The sequence below is a fragment of the Roseateles subflavus genome (assembly GCF_030285365.1).
Lineage (GTDB): Bacteria > Pseudomonadota > Gammaproteobacteria > Burkholderiales > Burkholderiaceae_C > Roseateles_B > Roseateles_B subflavus.
Map to the genome: position 1 here is coordinate 513,512 of NZ_JASVDS010000002.1, position 14,493 is coordinate 528,004.

At 73.8% G+C, this 14,493-nt stretch carries 15 protein-coding genes; 4 read left to right on the forward strand and 11 right to left on the reverse strand.

The annotated features are described in order from the left end of the window. The first annotated feature begins 15 nt into the window (after positions 1-15). Entirely contained in the window at positions 16-873 is an 858-nt protein-coding gene (gene nudC, locus QRD43_RS08090) for an NAD(+) diphosphatase (protein ID WP_285981978.1), read from the forward strand. Between the two features lie 3 nt (positions 874-876). On the opposite strand, the gene QRD43_RS08095 is transcribed toward nudC, so the two are convergent. The 5 genes from QRD43_RS08095 to QRD43_RS08115 form a co-directional block, all read right to left on the reverse strand. Then, on the reverse strand, positions 877-1,782 hold the full coding sequence (locus QRD43_RS08095; protein ID WP_285981979.1) for a penicillin-binding transpeptidase domain-containing protein: 906 nt from the start codon (positions 1,780-1,782) through the stop codon (positions 877-879). A gap of 69 nt (positions 1,783-1,851) precedes the next feature. After that, the gene (locus tag QRD43_RS08100; RefSeq protein WP_285981980.1) at positions 1,852-3,411 is read right to left on the reverse strand and encodes a hypothetical protein; all 1,560 of its coding nucleotides are present in this window, start codon (positions 3,409-3,411) and stop codon (positions 1,852-1,854) included. Between the two features lie 67 nt (positions 3,412-3,478). After that, positions 3,479-4,018: a cysteine hydrolase family protein gene (locus tag QRD43_RS08105; RefSeq protein WP_285981981.1), complete on the reverse strand. Its 540-nt coding sequence runs from the start codon at positions 4,016-4,018 to the stop codon at positions 3,479-3,481. 16 nt (positions 4,019-4,034) lie between these two features. Beyond that, complete coding sequence (locus QRD43_RS08110) at positions 4,035-4,256, reverse strand: SlyX family protein (protein ID WP_285981982.1); 222 nt, start codon at positions 4,254-4,256, stop codon at positions 4,035-4,037. 115 nt (positions 4,257-4,371) lie between these two features. After that, positions 4,372-4,839, reverse strand: coding sequence for an energy transducer TonB (locus tag QRD43_RS08115; protein ID WP_285981983.1), 468 nt, complete (start codon positions 4,837-4,839; stop codon positions 4,372-4,374). Between the two features lie 278 nt (positions 4,840-5,117). On the opposite strand from QRD43_RS08115, the gene QRD43_RS08120 reads away from it, so the two are divergent. The 3 genes from QRD43_RS08120 to QRD43_RS08130 all read left to right on the forward strand — a co-directional run bounded on the left by QRD43_RS08120 (position 5,118) and on the right by QRD43_RS08130 (position 7,686). Then, positions 5,118-5,288 carry a hypothetical protein gene (locus tag QRD43_RS08120; protein WP_285981984.1) on the forward strand — a complete coding sequence of 57 codons (171 nt, stop codon included), beginning with the start codon at positions 5,118-5,120 and terminating at the stop codon, positions 5,286-5,288. Positions 5,289-5,374: 86 nt separating this feature from the next. Further along, positions 5,375-6,520 (forward strand): hypothetical protein, encoded by a 1,146-nt coding sequence (locus QRD43_RS08125; RefSeq protein ID WP_285981985.1) that lies wholly within the window; start codon positions 5,375-5,377, stop codon positions 6,518-6,520. Next, positions 6,517-7,686, forward strand: coding sequence for a lysophospholipid acyltransferase family protein (locus tag QRD43_RS08130; RefSeq protein WP_285981986.1), 1,170 nt, complete (start codon positions 6,517-6,519; stop codon positions 7,684-7,686). The genes QRD43_RS08125 and QRD43_RS08130 overlap by 4 nt, the downstream gene beginning before the upstream one ends. A 26-nt stretch (positions 7,687-7,712) precedes the next feature. On the opposite strand, the gene QRD43_RS08135 is transcribed toward QRD43_RS08130, so the two are convergent. The 6 genes from QRD43_RS08135 to QRD43_RS08160 all read right to left on the reverse strand — a co-directional run bounded on the left by QRD43_RS08135 (position 7,713) and on the right by QRD43_RS08160 (position 14,472). After that, complete coding sequence (locus tag QRD43_RS08135; RefSeq protein ID WP_285981987.1) at positions 7,713-8,111, reverse strand: hypothetical protein; 399 nt, start codon at positions 8,109-8,111, stop codon at positions 7,713-7,715. After that, positions 8,108-8,578, reverse strand: coding sequence for a hypothetical protein (locus tag QRD43_RS08140; RefSeq protein WP_285981988.1), 471 nt, complete (start codon positions 8,576-8,578; stop codon positions 8,108-8,110). Before QRD43_RS08140 ends, QRD43_RS08135 begins: the two co-directional genes overlap by 4 nt. A gap of 52 nt (positions 8,579-8,630) precedes the next feature. Further along, positions 8,631-9,056: an MAPEG family protein gene (locus tag QRD43_RS08145; protein WP_285981989.1), complete on the reverse strand. Its 426-nt coding sequence runs from the start codon at positions 9,054-9,056 to the stop codon at positions 8,631-8,633. 259 nt (positions 9,057-9,315) lie between these two features. Further along, the gene (locus QRD43_RS08150; protein ID WP_285981990.1) at positions 9,316-9,876 is read right to left on the reverse strand and encodes a TlpA family protein disulfide reductase; all 561 of its coding nucleotides are present in this window, start codon (positions 9,874-9,876) and stop codon (positions 9,316-9,318) included. Between the two features lie 228 nt (positions 9,877-10,104). Next, a complete protein-coding gene (locus QRD43_RS08155; protein WP_285981991.1) occupies positions 10,105-10,407 on the reverse strand; it encodes a hypothetical protein in 303 nt (100 codons plus the stop codon). A gap of 516 nt (positions 10,408-10,923) precedes the next feature. Further along, positions 10,924-14,472: an error-prone DNA polymerase gene (locus QRD43_RS08160; RefSeq protein ID WP_285981992.1), complete on the reverse strand. Its 3,549-nt coding sequence runs from the start codon at positions 14,470-14,472 to the stop codon at positions 10,924-10,926. Positions 14,473-14,493: the final 21 nt, after the last annotated feature.

The following is a 14,493-nucleotide window of genomic DNA, read 5'->3' on the forward strand; positions in this document are numbered from 1 at the left end:
CTCTACAGTGCGGGCATGACGAGCCTGCACTGCATCCCTGGATTCACGCCCGGCATCGAGGCGCCCACCACGCCCAGCGCCGAGGGCTGGCACCTGGTCTTCATCGAGGGCCAGCTGCTGCTGCTGGCCGACGCCGCGGAGGGGCAAGTCCTGACCCCGCAGCCGGACGCCTTCACGGCGGCGCGGGAGCGGCACTACCTCGGGCAGCTGGATGGCCGCGACTGCTGGGCCCAGCAGGCGAGCGCCGCGCCCGAGGGCTGGGCGCCCCAGGGGCTGCGCGCGGCCATGATGCAGCTGGACGATCCGCTGCTGCACCTCGCCAGCCGCGCCGCCCAGGTGATGGAGTGGGACCGCGCCCACCGCTTCTGCGGCGTCTGCGGCACGCCCACCGAACGCCAGCCGCACGAGCGCGCGCGCCGCTGCCCCTCCTGCAGCCATGTGGCCTATCCCCGCATCAGCCCGGCCATGATGGCGCTGGTGTGGCGCCGCCACGAGGGCCGGCCGCAGCTGCTGCTGGCCCGGTCCCCGAACTTCAAGCCGGGCTTCTACAGCGCACTGGCCGGCTTCGTGGAGGCCGGTGAATCGCTGGAAGCCTGCGTGCATCGCGAGGTGGCGGAGGAGGTGGGCGTGCAGGTGCAGCGCCTGCACTACTACGCCAGCCAGAGCTGGCCCTTCCCGCACAGCCTGATGCTCGCCTTCCGCTGCGAGTGGGCGGGCGGCGAGGTCCGCGAGCAGCCCGGCGAGATCGAGCATGCCGCGTGGTTCGACCTCGACGAGCTGCCAGGCCTGCCGCCGCGTTTCAGCATCGCCGGCCATCTGATCGGCGACACCCTGGCGTGGCTGCGGGCCGGGGGCGACGGCCCGGCGGCCTGAGCGTCAGTCCAGGCAGCCCTGCGCCTGCAGCGCCTGGCGTGCCAGCCGCTCGCGATGCGGGCCCAGCTGGCCGATCAGCGTGTGCTGCGAGGGCTGCTTCGCGCCCTTGGGCAGGGCCTTGGGGTCGACCTGCATGTCCATGTTCAGCGCGAAGAAGCAGCGGCCCGTGCCCGCCTTGCGCTCGGTCCAGCCCACGAACCAGCCGAGCTCCACGGGCCCGCTGCCGTCCCAGCCGGTCTTCGCGAAGAGCTGCCACGTGGGGGTCTCGTCCCGCAGGAACACCCGGCGGCCGAGGGTCTCGGTGCGCTCGCTGATCGGCAGGCGGTGCTCGGCGAAGCGGCGCAGGAAGTCGATCTGCTCGATGGCGGTGATGCGCACGCTGCCGTCAAGCCAGAAGCTGTCGTGCTTCGGGCCGGCCACGGCATTGCCGTAGCGCCAGGCCCAGAGGCGGGACTGCAGGCCTTCGGCGCCGACGCGGCGGGCGATCTCCTGGTAGACCCACACCGTCGAGAAGCGGAAGGCCGTCTGCAGGGTCTGGTCCTGGTTCCAGTCCTCGTTCCAGCGCTTCTTGCCGTCCCACTTGAACACCTGGGCCTCGTCCTGTGCGACGCCCGTCTCCAGGGCGATCAGGGTGTTGGGAATCTTGAAGGTGGAGGCGGGGCTGAAGGCCTGGTAGGCGCGGGCGGGGTCCGACACCGTCCAGCGCCGGGACTGGTCGTCGTAGATCGCGATCACGCCGCGCGTGCCGAGGGCCTGGAAGCCCTGGCCCAGCTCGGGCGCGACGCGGAAGCTCTCGGCCGGCGTTGCGGCTCCCGCGGCCTGTGCGGGGTGGGCGCCGGCGGCGAGGGCCAGCGCGGTGAACAGGATCGACATCGGACGGGTGCGGGTCAGGGGGGCGGTCATTGCCATGGAATCTCCTCGTGTAGGGGTGATGGCAGTGTGTCCCGCCGGCCCCGAGATGTCAGTGCGAATGCGGCGTTACGCCTGTTGCGCCTGCGGGGGCGCCAGGCCCAGCGCGCCCAGCAGCTGCCGTGCCTCGCCCTCGTAGCGATCCCGCTGGGAGGCGGCTCGCAGCTTGCGCGCGTGGTGGCGCGCCTGCTGCACGAGCTCGGCGGCGCACAGGGCGTCGCCCTCGCGCCAGGCGTGCCGCGCCCACAGCAGCAGGAAGGCGCAGCGCTGCTCCGCCGGCAGCTGCGAGTGCAGCCGGCGGCAGGCTTCCCAGCGTTCGGCGGCCAGGCTGCGGAAGCTGTCGCCCGCCAGCGGCAGGCCCTCCGCCTCGGCCCGCTGCTGCGCCTGCGCGAAGGTCCAGCCCTGCTGCTCGGCGATGCGCAGCAGGAAGATGGTGTTGAGCAGCGAATGGCGCGCGAGGCCCCAGCGCTCGCAGACGCTCTCGCTCAGCAGCAGCCAGCCCCAGGCCTCGGCGCCGCGCGAGGCCGGCACCAGGCCCGCGCTCTGCAGCAGGCACAGGGCATTGGCGAGGTTGGCGGCGCTCACCTGCAGTGCGTCCGGCAGCCCCGCGAGGCTGGCCTGGCGCAGTGCCGCGGCGAGATCGTCCAGCGCGGCGGCGGCCTGGCGCTCGCAGGGGGCCTGCAGGGCCAGCTCGCGACCGGCCATGCCGCGCAGGTTGAGGTAGTCGACCAGCAGGCCGGCGTCGAGGGACAGCACATCCTCGTCCAGCTGGGCGAGCTTCTGCAGCGCCACGGCGCTCTCGCCCAGGCTGCCGTGGCAGTGCCAGGCCTCGAGCACGGCCAGGCGCCAGCCGATCTGGCGGGCCTGGCCGGCGGGCAGGCCGGGGAGCTCCAGCCCCTGGCGCAGCGTGCGCAGCTCCTGCTGCAGCGTGGCCCAGTCGCCAAGGCGGCGGGCGATGCGGGCGCGGCGCAGGCTCAGGGAGAGCTGCGCGGCCAGGTCCTCGGGCGGCGCGTGCTCCGTGGCCTGGGCGAGGGCGAGCCGGGCCGGGTAGAGCTCGCCGCGGTCCAGCGCGAGATCCGCCCGCGAGAGGGCCTGCACATAGGCCAGGGGCAGGCGATGACGCGGCAGCGCGGGCACGGGCGGCGCGCCGTCCACGGCCGCCTGGCTCAGGAGCGCGCGCAGGCCGGCGCTGTCCAGCGCCTGTCCGCCCTGCCACCATTCGCAGCGCGCCAGCAGGGCGTCGTCCAGCCAGAACGGCCCGGCCGATCGCGCGCTGTGGCGGACCAGTCCGGCCAGGGGGCTGGCGTCCAGCGTCTGCAAGGCACGCCACAGCTGCGTGCGGTGCAGCTCGGCGCGGTCGCCCAGCCGCTGCTGCAGGGCCTTGCGGCTGCAGGGGCGGGCGGCGCATGCCTGACCCTCGGCGCGCGCCAGCAGCAGGGCCGCGAGCAGGCGCGGCAGCAGGCGGCTGCGCAGCCGCAGCACGCCCTGCGGTGCCGCCGGATCGCTCCCGCGGATCAGCAGCTGCTGGCTGTCGAGGTCGATCTTCAGCGGGCAGGCGCCGGGGGCGGCGGCTGAAGGCGCGGCGGGGGACGCCAGGGGCGGCGGGGCGGGGCGGGGATCGTGGCTCACGGCGGGATTGTGGTCCGGGGCGTCCGGCGGCCCGATCTTCGCATCCCGCCGCGCGGCGTTACAGGCGTTACAGCGCGATCGAGGCGCCCGCCAGGGCGCGGATGGGATGGCCGAAGCTGGTGATGTCGGGCAGCGTGGCGTTCTCGTGGGCGCGGATCTGCGCGCCGCTGGCATGCGGCTTGTCGTGCGTGGTGTGGGCGTCGGCGGCCAGCGTGACCTCGAAGCCCAGCGCCGCGGAACGCCGCACGGTCGTGTCCACGCAGAACTCGCTCGCATAGCCGCACACGGCCACATGGCGGATGCCACGCTCGCGCAGGGCGGCCTCGAGCGGCGTGCGCAGGTAGGCGTCCGGCGTGGTCTTGGCGATCACGAGGTCCGAGGGCGCCTGCTGTAGGCCGGCGGCGAAGGCCCAGCCCGGCGTGCCGGCCCTCAGCGCGCCCTGCGGACTCTCGTGCTGGACCAGAAAGACGGGCCGGCCCGCGGCACGGAAGCGCACGGCGAGGGCGTTGATGTGGCCGATCACGGCGGCGGCGTCGGCGGGGGGCGGGTCGAACAGCGCCTGCTGCACGTCGATGATCAGCAGGGCCTCGGCGGGCGTGGGGCTCATGGATGCGGGCTCGGGTTCAGTAGTGGGGCGGCAGTTCGTCGCGCAGGTTGCGCACGCCGGCGCCGCTGCCGCTTTCCGGCAGGCGGTCCCGCAGCTGCAGCATCTCCCGCAGCAGGGCGTCGATCTGCTGCTGCTGGCGCACGATCACGCGGTTCAGCTCGTCGAGCATGTCCTCCGTGTAGGCGGCCTTGATTTCCAGCTCGGTGAGGCGGTGGTCGTGGGGGTCTTGGGTGTCCATGGGGCAGGGCGGGCAGGCCCGCGGGGCGGGCGATGAGTGGCATTGTGCCCGGCACGACGCCCGCACGCGGAGCGCCGTGCGGCCGGGGGGTGGGCGGTCCGAGCGTTCTGTGCGCTCAGGGCCGCGCCTCGGTGCCCTCGAGGCCGATCCACAGGTAGACCGCAATCGCCCGGCCCTCGTAGGTGGCCGGGGTGAAGCGCCACTGCCGGAGGTAGGGGAAGAGCCGCGTCCGTTCGCAGCGGTCCCCGTCCACGGGCTCGTAGTGCGAGTGGACGCCCGCCACCGTGCCATCCGCCCGGATCAGGGCCTCGTAGGAGCCCGCGCCCTTGCGGGCCAGGCAGGCGGCTTCCGGCGGCAGGTGCAGGGACAGCGCGACCGGCGGCACGAAGCCCGGCTCGCCGACGCGGTTCGGGCCGATGCCGGTATCCGGGCTGCCCACGGGATGGAAGCTCAGCGCATAGCCGCGCGGCGGGTCGGCCCGCGTGGCAGGCGCCAGCAGGAGCAGGGCCAGCGCGAGGGGCAGGACCGGTCGGGCGCGGGGACGCAGGCCGTGGGGCAGGCCGTGGGGCAGGGCGTGGGTCATGGGCGGGGATCCTGGGGAGGCCGCTAACAGATTCGCTAGTACCGCTGCCGAGGGGGCGTCGATAGCATTCATTCATGTCTGGAGATGAGTCCGGGAAGACGCCAGCTAACGCTGAGAAGGCGCTCCCGGGCGGCAGGTCCGGACCGTGGTCGGAAATGATATCCGGCCGGACCCGCCCGCGGCGTCCGGCGCAGTCGCGAAGGGTATTGCTCTCTGATCGTCTCGTCGTACAGGGATGCCGAAAACTGTCCAGAGTAGGCAACAAGGAAACCTTCATCATGAACGAACCCATCGACTTCCTGCAGGAACTCAACCTCGACAACAGCATCTCCGTCCGCGAGCTTGAGCAGCGCCTGGAAATGGAAGTCGCCCAGAGCTCCATGTGCTGCGGCATCCCCGACGAGCCGGTCCCCTGCCAGCCCGAGCCGGAGGACGAGCTGTCCCGCTGAAGCGCTGAGCCGTGCGGCGCGGCACGCGTCCGCTGCACGGCCGCACCGGCCTTCCCCCGACCCCTCCTGCCACTGATCTGACGGCCATGGCCACTCCCATCGAAGTCCTGGGCTCGTCGCGGCAGCGCCCCGAGCGGGTGCTCGTGCGCGTCGGCGAACGGGTGCTGGAGCTGTCCGCGACAGCCCATCTGCTGCTGCAGGGGCTGGCCGCGGGCGAGGACAGTGCGGCACTGACGGACCGCCTCGCCGCCGCGCATCCCCGCTCGCCGCGGCCGGCGCTGGCGGACGTCGAGCGCGCCGCGGCACCGCTGCGCGGCTATCTCACGGCCACCGGGGCGCCCCGCCCGGCGCTGTGGCTGCGCCGGCCCGTGCTGAAGGCCCCCTGCGTGGCCGGGCTGGCGCGCGGCCTGGCGCCGCTCGTGCCGGGACCGGCGTGGGCGCCCGGCCTGCTGCTGCTCCTGCTGGGCCTGAACCTCGGCCTGCTGGCCGGCCTGCCCGTGCAGGGCACGCTGCCGGCGCAGGCCTGGTGGGGGCTGCCGCTGGCCCTGCTGGGGCTCATGCTCGTCCACGAGCTGGGCCACGCGGCGGCGGCCCAGCGCTTCGGTGCGCCGCCGCAGGACATCGGCATCGGCCTCTTCTGGGTCTTTCCCGCGCTCTACACCGACGTCACCCGCATCTGGACGCTGCCGGCGCGCGAGCGCATGGTCGTCAACCTGGCGGGGGCGCTCGCCCAGCTGGCCGCGAATGCGCTGCTCCTGGCCGTGGCCGGAGCGCTGGCGCCGGGGGACGGCGCGCAGTTCCTGCGCCTGCTGGTCTCGGCCAGCCTCGTGAGCTGCCTGGTGAACCTGCTGCCCTTCAGCCGCCTGGACGGCTACTGGGTGGTGGTGGACTGGCTGGACATGCCCCGCCTGCACCAGCGCTGCGCGCGCCAGGTCTGGCGGGACCTGCGCACCGGCTTCGCGCCGCTCCCGGCGGGCGAGTTCCGTCACCCGCGGGCCTTCCGCGCCTACGCCTGGGCCGCCGTGCTGTTCCAGCTGGGCCTGGCCCTGCTCGCCCTGCGCGTGCTGGGGCAGGGCCTGGCGTGGATCGGCAGCCAGCCCGATCCGTCGCAACTGCTGCATGAGGCCTGCAGCCATCCCATGCGCAGCCTGTTCGGGGTGCTGCTGATGCTGCACGTGCTGCGCGCCCTCGGGCGCCTGGCCCGGTCCTCCTTCTCCTTCTCGACACCATGACTCAAGACTCCATCTCCACCGTCGCCGCCGGGCTGCGCGCGCGCATCCAGGCCGGCACCGTGGCCTACGGGGGGCTGGAGCAGGCGCGCATTTCGAGCAGCCTGTTCCACCTGCTGCCCGAGGTCTCGATCGATGCCCATGACGCGCTCATCGCGGACATCCTGCTGCACCAGCACCTGGCCGCCGCGGAGCCGCAGCACTGGGCGGAGATCTACCCGGGCATGCAGGCCGAGGGGCCAGGTCTTGCCCAGGCGCAAGGCGGGGAGCCCGCGATCTTCTGCAGCTTCCACTACGGCAGCTACCGCCTGGTGCTGCCCTGGCTGCTCGAGACCAAGGGCGCCGTCACCATGCTGATCGACCGCAGCGTCGCGGCCGGGCAGGGCGAGAGCTTCCAGCAGAAGGTGGCCGAGTTCGCCCGCGTGCGTGGCAACGCGGGGGATCTCATCATCCGCGACACGAGCGACGGGCAGGTGGTGCTGCGTCTGCTGCGGGACCTCCGCCAGGGGCGCAGCCTGCTGCTGTTCGTGGACGCAAACCTCGGCACGCAGCCGGCGGCCGTCACGGCAGACGGCGAGCCGTCGCCGCACGAGGCCGCGGTCGACTTCCTCGGCGCCCGGCTGTGGACGCGCACCGGCGCCAGCGTCCTGTCCTGCCTCGGCCAGCGGCCCATCGTGCCCCTGCTGCCGCTGCGCGAGGCGCCGGGCCGGGCCCGCGTGCGCCTGCAGTGCTTCGATCCCATCCTGCCGGGGCCGGACCGCCACGCCCATGCCGTGCCCAGCATGCAGGCGCTGTGGCAGGTGCTCGAGCAGGCCCTGCGCCACGACCCCGCGCCGTGGGAATGCTGGCGCTACGTCGACCGCTCGCTGGACCCGCGCTCGCTGACCCGCCTGCTGCCGGGCAGCGAGCCGGGGGACCTCGCCGCGCGCACCTGGCGCCTGCACAGCCAGCGCTACCTGCTCGAGACGGGATGGTCGACCACGCGCGTGCTCTTCGACCGCTGCCTGATGCGCTCCTTCCTGATCAGCGGCGCCCTGGCGGACACGCTGGAGCGCCTGCGCGGCGCCGCCACCCCGGGCGCCGAGCTGCTGCGCTGGCCGGGGCTCAACCGGGCCACGCTGACCGGCTTCGTGCAGCGCGGCCTGCTGGTGGACGCCGGGCCGGCCTGACGGGACGGGCCGGCCAGGCCTGCGCCTCAGTCGTCCGAGGCGGCGCCGGAGGCCGGGGGCGGCTCGTCGATGCAGTGGGCCGTCAGGTGTGATCGGCACCCGGCGAGCCGCTCCGACGTCGGCATCAGGCCGAGTTCGCCGGTCAGGCGCCGCAAGGCCGCCTGGTAGGGCGCGGACTGTCTCACCGCCCGCACCTGGGCCTCGCTGACGTCCAGGCAGGCGTAGGGCGGCCGGCGCGTCTTCTCGAAGTCGGCGGCCTGGTGGGGCAGGGCCCGGCTGCACAGGGCCACGGTGAGATCCAGCACCGCCTGACTCTCGGCGGTGGACGGTCCCTCGGCACGGGCCGGCCCGAGCGCCGCCGGCAGCAGGGCCGCCGTCACGAGCATCCGCCGCAGGGGCGCTCCGCCGCGCGCGAGGGCCTTCATGACGACGTGCCCGGCGACGCTGCGGGCGACCTCTGCCCGCGCTGGCGCCGCGGCCCCCACAGCGCGAAGGTGAGGGCGAGCGTGCCGGCAGTCCACACCGCGGCGATGCCATAGAACACCGGGTCCAGCACGGGCGCGCCGGGCATCTTGCACAGGCCGGGGCGCTGCGTGCTGCAGCGCAGGCTCACGGGCTCGCCGACGGTGGGCAGCTCGGTGGCCAGCTGGCCCACCGCCACGTGCAGGCGCTCGCCATTGCTGCGCAGGAAGGTCGGGAAGTAGTGCGGCCGCCCCCGCCGGGTCTGTGGCAGGCCGGGGTCCAGCAGCCGGGCCTCGAAGGTCTCGTAGCGGCCCAGCAGGAAATCGGCGTCGTTCTGCCAGAAGGCGGCGGCCATCAGGGCGAGCAGGGCGAGGAAGGGCAGGGGCAGCAGGCGCAGGAGCGCGCGGCGCCAGGGAGAGGCGTGATGCATGGCGGTCTTGAGCATGTCCAGTGGCGATCGGAGGGGTGCTTCGGCGGATCGCTCAGCGGCCGCCGAAGACCTGCTGGCCCACCACGACCCACAGCGTCGCCAGCACGCCGTTGCTCAGCGCGAAGGCCGCGAAGCGGTGCATGACGCGGTTGTAGGTGACGTGGATGAGGCTGTGCACCACGCGCAGGCCCGTGTAGGTCCAGGCCAGAGCCACGGCTAGCGGCGTGATCGCCCCCATCGTGCAGGCCAGCAGGCACACGACGTAGAACAGCAGCGGCAGCTCCAGCAGGTTCATGTAGTTGCGGTTGGGCAGCAGCAGCTCGTCCGGCAGGCCGGGGGCTTCGCCGAGGCGGAAGTCCCGGACCCGCACCCGCCGCTGCAGGCCGGCGCGGACGCGGCGGAAGGCGAGCAGCAGCAGGATGGCGCCGGTCCAGGCGGCCAGCGCGAAGACGGGGGCAAGCAGGGCGGTACGGTCCATGGGAAGGGTCCTTGTGGGGAATGGCGAGGAATGGCGGGGAGGGGACGGTGCGGGTGGGCTGACGGGCGAGCTGGCGGGTGAGCTGGCCGACGAACGCGCCGATGCTGGGCCCCTCAGCGCAGCGGGAAAGGCATGAAGCAGCCCGGCGCCGCGCGATGGGCGGGATCGTTGAGGTCCGCGGGCGTCGTCAGCCCCACGACGGCAACGCAGCCGTCGCGCCCGCCCAGAAGGCCCGCCAGGGCCGCCCGTCGGCCGAGGCTCAAGGCGCCGGCCTCGGGAGATGGGCGGCCACCCAGGCCTCGATGCCTTCGACCGTGGCGTGGCCGTCCTCGCCGCCCAGCTGGTTGGCCAGGACCGTCGTGATCAGCCGCCCTTGGGCGTCGAGCAGGGCGAAGGACGGGAACGCGCTCACATGGAGCTGGCGGGCCATCACGTCCCCCGCGTTCGCCGCGACCGGCCAGTTCAGGCCGTACTGCTGGATGTAGCGGCCGGCGTCGGGGAGGGAGTCCGGCGTGATCGCCAGCACCCGCAGCTCCGGATGCCGGGCCTGGACCTGGTTGAGCTTGGGGACTTCCTTGATGCAGGGCGCACAGAAGCGGGTGAAGAAGTTGACGAGCACCGGCTGGCCCCGCAGCGGCTCGGCAGCGAGGCGCTGGCCGTCCGGGGTGGTCAGCGCGTCCAGCGGAAAGGGGCTGCCGGCGGCCAGGGCAAACGCTTCCATCGGCGTGTACCGGCGCTCGGGCGTCTGCGCATGGCTCGGGGCGCCCAGCAGCGCGGCGGCCAGGCCGGCCGCGCATGCGAAGGTCGTCAGGGTCGTCATGAATGCGCCTCCTCGTGATCGGGCCGGCCGCTTGGGTCGGTGTTTCCGATCAGCGCCTTCGGTCCGCGTGTTCTTCCCGTGTGTTCATCCCGCGTGGTCTGCCCGCATTGTCAGCCCCGCATGCCCGGCCAGCGCCTTCGGCCACGGCCTGGCGGCGCAGTGTACCGGCGCCGGAGGGGCTTCGATCGCCGCCCGTCCGCACGTTGCCGGCCCGGTGCGGGCCTGCCGCTAGCGCGCCGAATCCGTGGGCTTGCCGCGGCGGGTCCAGGTGGCGATCGCCTCGAACAGCCCGGCCCCCAGCCCGGCCCCCATCAGCAGGGCGAGCGCGTAGGCGCCGATCTGCCAGGTGGCGGTCAGCGTCTCTCGCGTCAGGGGGGACAGGCCCAGCGCCATCCCGAGGAGGCCGGCCAGGGCGCCCGCGGCGAGGCGCCAGGCCCGGCGGCGCCCGAGGCGGCGCGCCAGGGCCATCACCAGCAGGCCGGCCAGCAGCAGGACGGGCAGCATCAGCAGGGCGGAGAACAGCGGCCCCACAGTCGCTGCCAGCAGCCGTGACGAAGGCGGTGGCGGTGGCGGCGTGCGGCGCTCCGAGGGGGCGCAGGTCCAGTCCCCCGGCTGGGTGTAGCGGGGGCCGTCGCCGTCCTGGACCCGGGTGCCCAGCGCGTCGGCGATGCGCAGCCTCTTCTCGAACAGCGCGGTGTCCGGCCACTTCGTGTAGACCTTGCCCTGGAACCCGTCCAGCCAGGGGGGCCTCGTGCCGGGACGGGCCGGACCAGCGCACGGCGGGCGAGCGGCTGTAGGGGGTGAGGCTCAGCGCCGGGTCCGGGGCGACGTCGCGAAGCCATGCCTCGCGGCTGATCGGGGCGTGTGCGTTCTCGGCCCGGTGTTCGGCCCTGGTGATGTGAGATTGGACACCCATGCGTCGTGACTCCTGCGGCGGTGGGAGGGCCTGCGGCCGCGGTCCGCGGGCGCACCGCGGGCGAGCATAACGAAGAAGCAGGCGGCCCCGCGCGGGCAGGCCAGGGTCGGCGCGGCCCGGCTCAGCTTAGCTCAGCGGAAGTCCCGGCTCCCGGCCTCGTCCGCCATGCGCCCGAGCCAGGGGCTGAGGTCCTCGAAGCCTTCGGCCAGCAGGTTGCAGATGCCGTCCTGGCTGCGCTGCCAGCGGCCCCGCACGGCGAGCAGGCGGGCTGCCAGGATGGTGCTGCGGTGCTGCGCGTACACATCGGCCCAGACGATGACCTGGATGCTGCCGTGCTCGTCCTCCAGGCTGATGAAGAGCGTGCCCTTGGCGGTCTGCGGCTTCTGGCGGACCGTCACCAGTCCGCCCGTGAAGACGCGGCGGCCATTGGGCACCTGCGCCAGCTGGGCCGAACTGCGCAAGCCGTGGCCCTGCAGCCGCTCGCGCAGCAGGGCCAGCGGGTGGCGGCGCAGGCTCAGGCCCAGGGCGCGGTAGTCCCACAGCAGCTCCTCGCCCTCGGGCGCCAGGCTCAGCTGCAAGGGCGCCTCGTGGATCGGCGCCTCCCGCAGCAGGGCCGGCGTGCGCCCCTGGGCACTGGCCTCCCAGATCTGCTGGCGGCGGTGGCCCGCGAGGCTGTGCAGGGCGTCGGCGGCGGCCAGCAGCTGCATCTCGCGCGCGTCCAGCCGTGCGCGCAGGGCCAGGTCTTGCGCATCGCGGTAGGGGCCGGCCGGCTCGGGCGATCGTCCCTCCCGGATGTCCACGAGGCGCTGCCCGCTCTCGGTGCAGAGCCCGGCCACCATGCGCAGGCCCAGGCGGACCGCGGGCTGCGGGCGCGTGTGCTCGCGGGCGGCCTCGGCGGCGCGCGCGGCCGCGGGCCGGGCGGGACGGCGGGGCGGCATGGCGGCCGGTGCGGTGGCGGCGGACTCGGCCTGATCCATCCAGCTGCGCGGCGTCTCGCCGGGGCGCGGGGCGACTTCCAGCGAGCAGTCCCAGTCGCTCAGGTTCACATCGGCCGGGCGCACCTCGATGCCGTGGCGGCGGGCGTCCTGCACCAGCTGCGCGGGGGTGTAGAAGCCCAGGGGCTGGGAGTTGAGCAGCGCGCACAGGAAGGCGGCGGGCTCGTGCCGCTTGAACCAGCAGCTGGCGTAGGTCAGCAGGGCGAAGCTGGCCGCATGCGACTCCGGGAAGCCGTAGGACGCGAAGCCCTGGATCTGCCGGAAGATGGCCTCGGCGAACTCGTCCGCATAGCCGCGCTCCCGCATGCCGCTCAGGATGCGCGCATGGAACTGCGCCAGGTCGCCCGGGCGCTTCCAGGCCGCCATGGCGCGGCGCAGCTGGTCGGCCTCGCCGGGGGTGAAGCCGGCCGCGATCATGGCCACCTGCATCACCTGCTCCTGGAAGATCGGGATGCCATAGGTGCGTTCCAGGGCCTTCTTCAGGTCCTCCTTGGGATAGCGGATCGCGTCCCGGCCCTTGCGCCGGGCCTCCAGGTAGGGGTGGACCATGCCGCCCTCGATGGGGCCGGGCCGCACGATGGCCACCTCCACGACGAGGTCGTAGAAGCAGCGCGGTCGCAGGCGCGGCAGCATGGACATCTGCGCCCGGCTCTCGATCTGGAAGGTGCCGACGGTGTCCGCCGCGCAGATCATGTCGTAGGTGGTGGCGTCGCCCTCGGGAATGCCGGCGAGGTCCAGCGGGCGCTCGCGGTACTCGGCGCGCAGGCCGTTGACGAGGTCGAAGCAGCGCCGCAGCGCCGAGAGCATGCCCAGGGCCAGCACGTCCACCTTGAGGAGGTTCAAGGCGTCGAGGTCGTCCTTGTCCCACTCGATGACGCTGCGCCCGGGCATGGTGGCGTTCTCGATGGGCACGAGGCGGGAGAGCTTGCCCTGGGTCAGCACGAAGCCGCCCACGTGCTGGCTCAGGTGGCGGGGCATGCCCATCAGCTGGCGGGCCAGCACGATCAGCTGGCGCAGCGGCAGCTCCTGCACCAGGTCCCGGCCCTGGCGGGCCAGGATCTCCTGCTGCAGCGCCTGCAGGCGGTCCTCGGGCAGGATCTCGTGGCTCCAGCCGGAGTGGTCCTTGGCGAGCCGCTCGACGAGGGCCTCGTCCAGCCCCAGGGCCCGGCCGACGTCGCGCAGGGCGCTGCGGGCGCGGTAGCGGATCACCACGGCGGTCAGCGCCGCGCGGTCCCGGCCGTAGCGCTCGTAGAGGTACTGGATGACTTCCTCGCGGCGCTCGTGCTCGAAGTCGACGTCGATGTCCGGCGGCTCGTTGCGCTCGCGGCTGATGAAGCGGCCGAAGAGCAGGTGGCTGCGCTCCGGGCCGATGCTGGTGATGTGCAGGCTGTAGCAGACCAGGCTGTTGGCCGCCGAGCCCCGGCCCTGGCAGAGGATGCCGCGGGAGCGGGCGAAGCGGACGATGTCCGCGACGGTGAGGAAGTAGTGCTCGTAGCCCAGCTCGCAGATGAGGTCGAGCTCGCCCTCGATGGTCTGGCGGTGCTCGGCCGGCACGCCCTGCGGCCAGCGCCGCTCCATGCCCTCGAGCGTCATGTGGCGCAGCCAGGTCTTGGCGGTATGGCCGGCGGGCACCACTTCCTCGGGGTACTGGTAGCGCAGCTCGTCGAGCGAGAAGTGGCACAGCGAGGCGACCTGCAGGGTCTCGGCGAGGGTGTCGGCCGGGTAGATCTGGCTCAGGCGCAGGCGGCTGCGCAGGTGGCGTTCCGCATGCGGCTGCAGGGCCAGGCCGCAGTCGTGCAGCGGCCGGTTCAGTCGCGTGGCGGTCATCACGTCCTGCAGCGGCTTGCGGGAGCGCACGTGGAAGTGCACGTCGCCGCAGGCCACCAGGGGCAGGGCCAGCTGCTCGCCGATCTCGCGCAGCTGCTGCAGCCAGGCTTCGTCGGAGAGCTCGCGCAGCAGCGTCAGCCCCAGCCGGAGCTGGCCGGGCGCGCAGGCCGCTGCCAGGGCCCGGGCCTGCGCCAGGAGCGCGTCGGGGGCGTCCAGACGGCGGTCCGGCAGCAGGAGGGCGAGGCAGCCCGAGAGCTCGCCCGCCCGGAGCGTCTCCTGCAGCAGCGGCCCGTCCAGGCGGTAGCAGCCCTTCACGGGCGAGGCGCGGCGCAGCCGGGTGATGAACTCGCTGAGCTGCCCATAACCCTCCCGGTGGCGGGCCAGGAGCACGAGCTGGAAGCCCTCGTCCGGGCGCGCGGCCGGCGAAGAGGCGGCCCGGGCGCCGGCCGCGCCACCGCTTGCTTCGCCGTTCGGGAGGCTCGCGCGGGGGGCGCCGGGGAGAGGCGCGGCGGGCTCCGGCAGGTCCGCGGCGCGCCAGTGCACCTGGAACTGGCTGCCGATGATCAGCTGCACCAGGTCCAGCTCGGGGTCCAGCTCCGGCGACTCCTCGCGCAGCCGACCCACCAGCTTCTTCAGGGCCACATGGGCCCGGACCACGCCGGCCAGCGAGCACTCATCGGCCAGGGCCAGCGCGCGGTAGCCCAGCTGCTGGGCGCGCAGCACCAGCTCCTCGGGATCGGAGGCCCCCCGCAGAAAGCTGAAGTTGCTCAGGCAGTGCAGCTCGGCATAGCCGGGCAGCACGCGCGCGCCCGGCCGCGCCTCCCCCGAACGCGCGGCGGCGCCGGGTGCCTGCAGCATGCGCTGCAGGGCGGCCGGCAG

Bases quoted from the DNA above. Each gene is read 5' to 3' on its own strand.
- nudC (WP_285981978.1), top strand. From the start codon at position 16: ATGACGAGCCTGCACTGCATCCCTGGATTCACGCCCGGCATCGAGGCG.
- QRD43_RS08095 (WP_285981979.1), bottom strand. From the start codon at position 1,782: ATGGCAATGACCGCCCCCCTGACCCGCACCCGTCCGATGTCGATCCTG.
- QRD43_RS08105 (WP_285981981.1), bottom strand. From the start codon at position 4,018: ATGAGCCCCACGCCCGCCGAGGCCCTGCTGATCATCGACGTGCAGCAG.
- QRD43_RS08110 (WP_285981982.1), bottom strand. From the start codon at position 4,256: ATGGACACCCAAGACCCCCACGACCACCGCCTCACCGAGCTGGAAATC.
- QRD43_RS08115 (WP_285981983.1), bottom strand. From the start codon at position 4,839: ATGACCCACGCCCTGCCCCACGGCCTGCCCCACGGCCTGCGTCCCCGC.
- QRD43_RS08120 (WP_285981984.1), top strand. From the start codon at position 5,118: ATGAACGAACCCATCGACTTCCTGCAGGAACTCAACCTCGACAACAGC.
- QRD43_RS08125 (WP_285981985.1), top strand. From the start codon at position 5,375: ATGGCCACTCCCATCGAAGTCCTGGGCTCGTCGCGGCAGCGCCCCGAG.
- QRD43_RS08130 (WP_285981986.1), top strand. From the start codon at position 6,517: ATGACTCAAGACTCCATCTCCACCGTCGCCGCCGGGCTGCGCGCGCGC.
- QRD43_RS08135 (WP_285981987.1), bottom strand. From the start codon at position 8,111: ATGAAGGCCCTCGCGCGCGGCGGAGCGCCCCTGCGGCGGATGCTCGTG.
- QRD43_RS08140 (WP_285981988.1), bottom strand. From the start codon at position 8,578: ATGCATCACGCCTCTCCCTGGCGCCGCGCGCTCCTGCGCCTGCTGCCC.
- QRD43_RS08145 (WP_285981989.1), bottom strand. From the start codon at position 9,056: ATGGACCGTACCGCCCTGCTTGCCCCCGTCTTCGCGCTGGCCGCCTGG.
- QRD43_RS08150 (WP_285981990.1), bottom strand. From the start codon at position 9,876: ATGACGACCCTGACGACCTTCGCATGCGCGGCCGGCCTGGCCGCCGCG.
- QRD43_RS08160 (WP_285981992.1), bottom strand. From the start codon at position 14,472: ATGCTGCAGGCACCCGGCGCCGCCGCGCGTTCGGGGGAGGCGCGGCCG.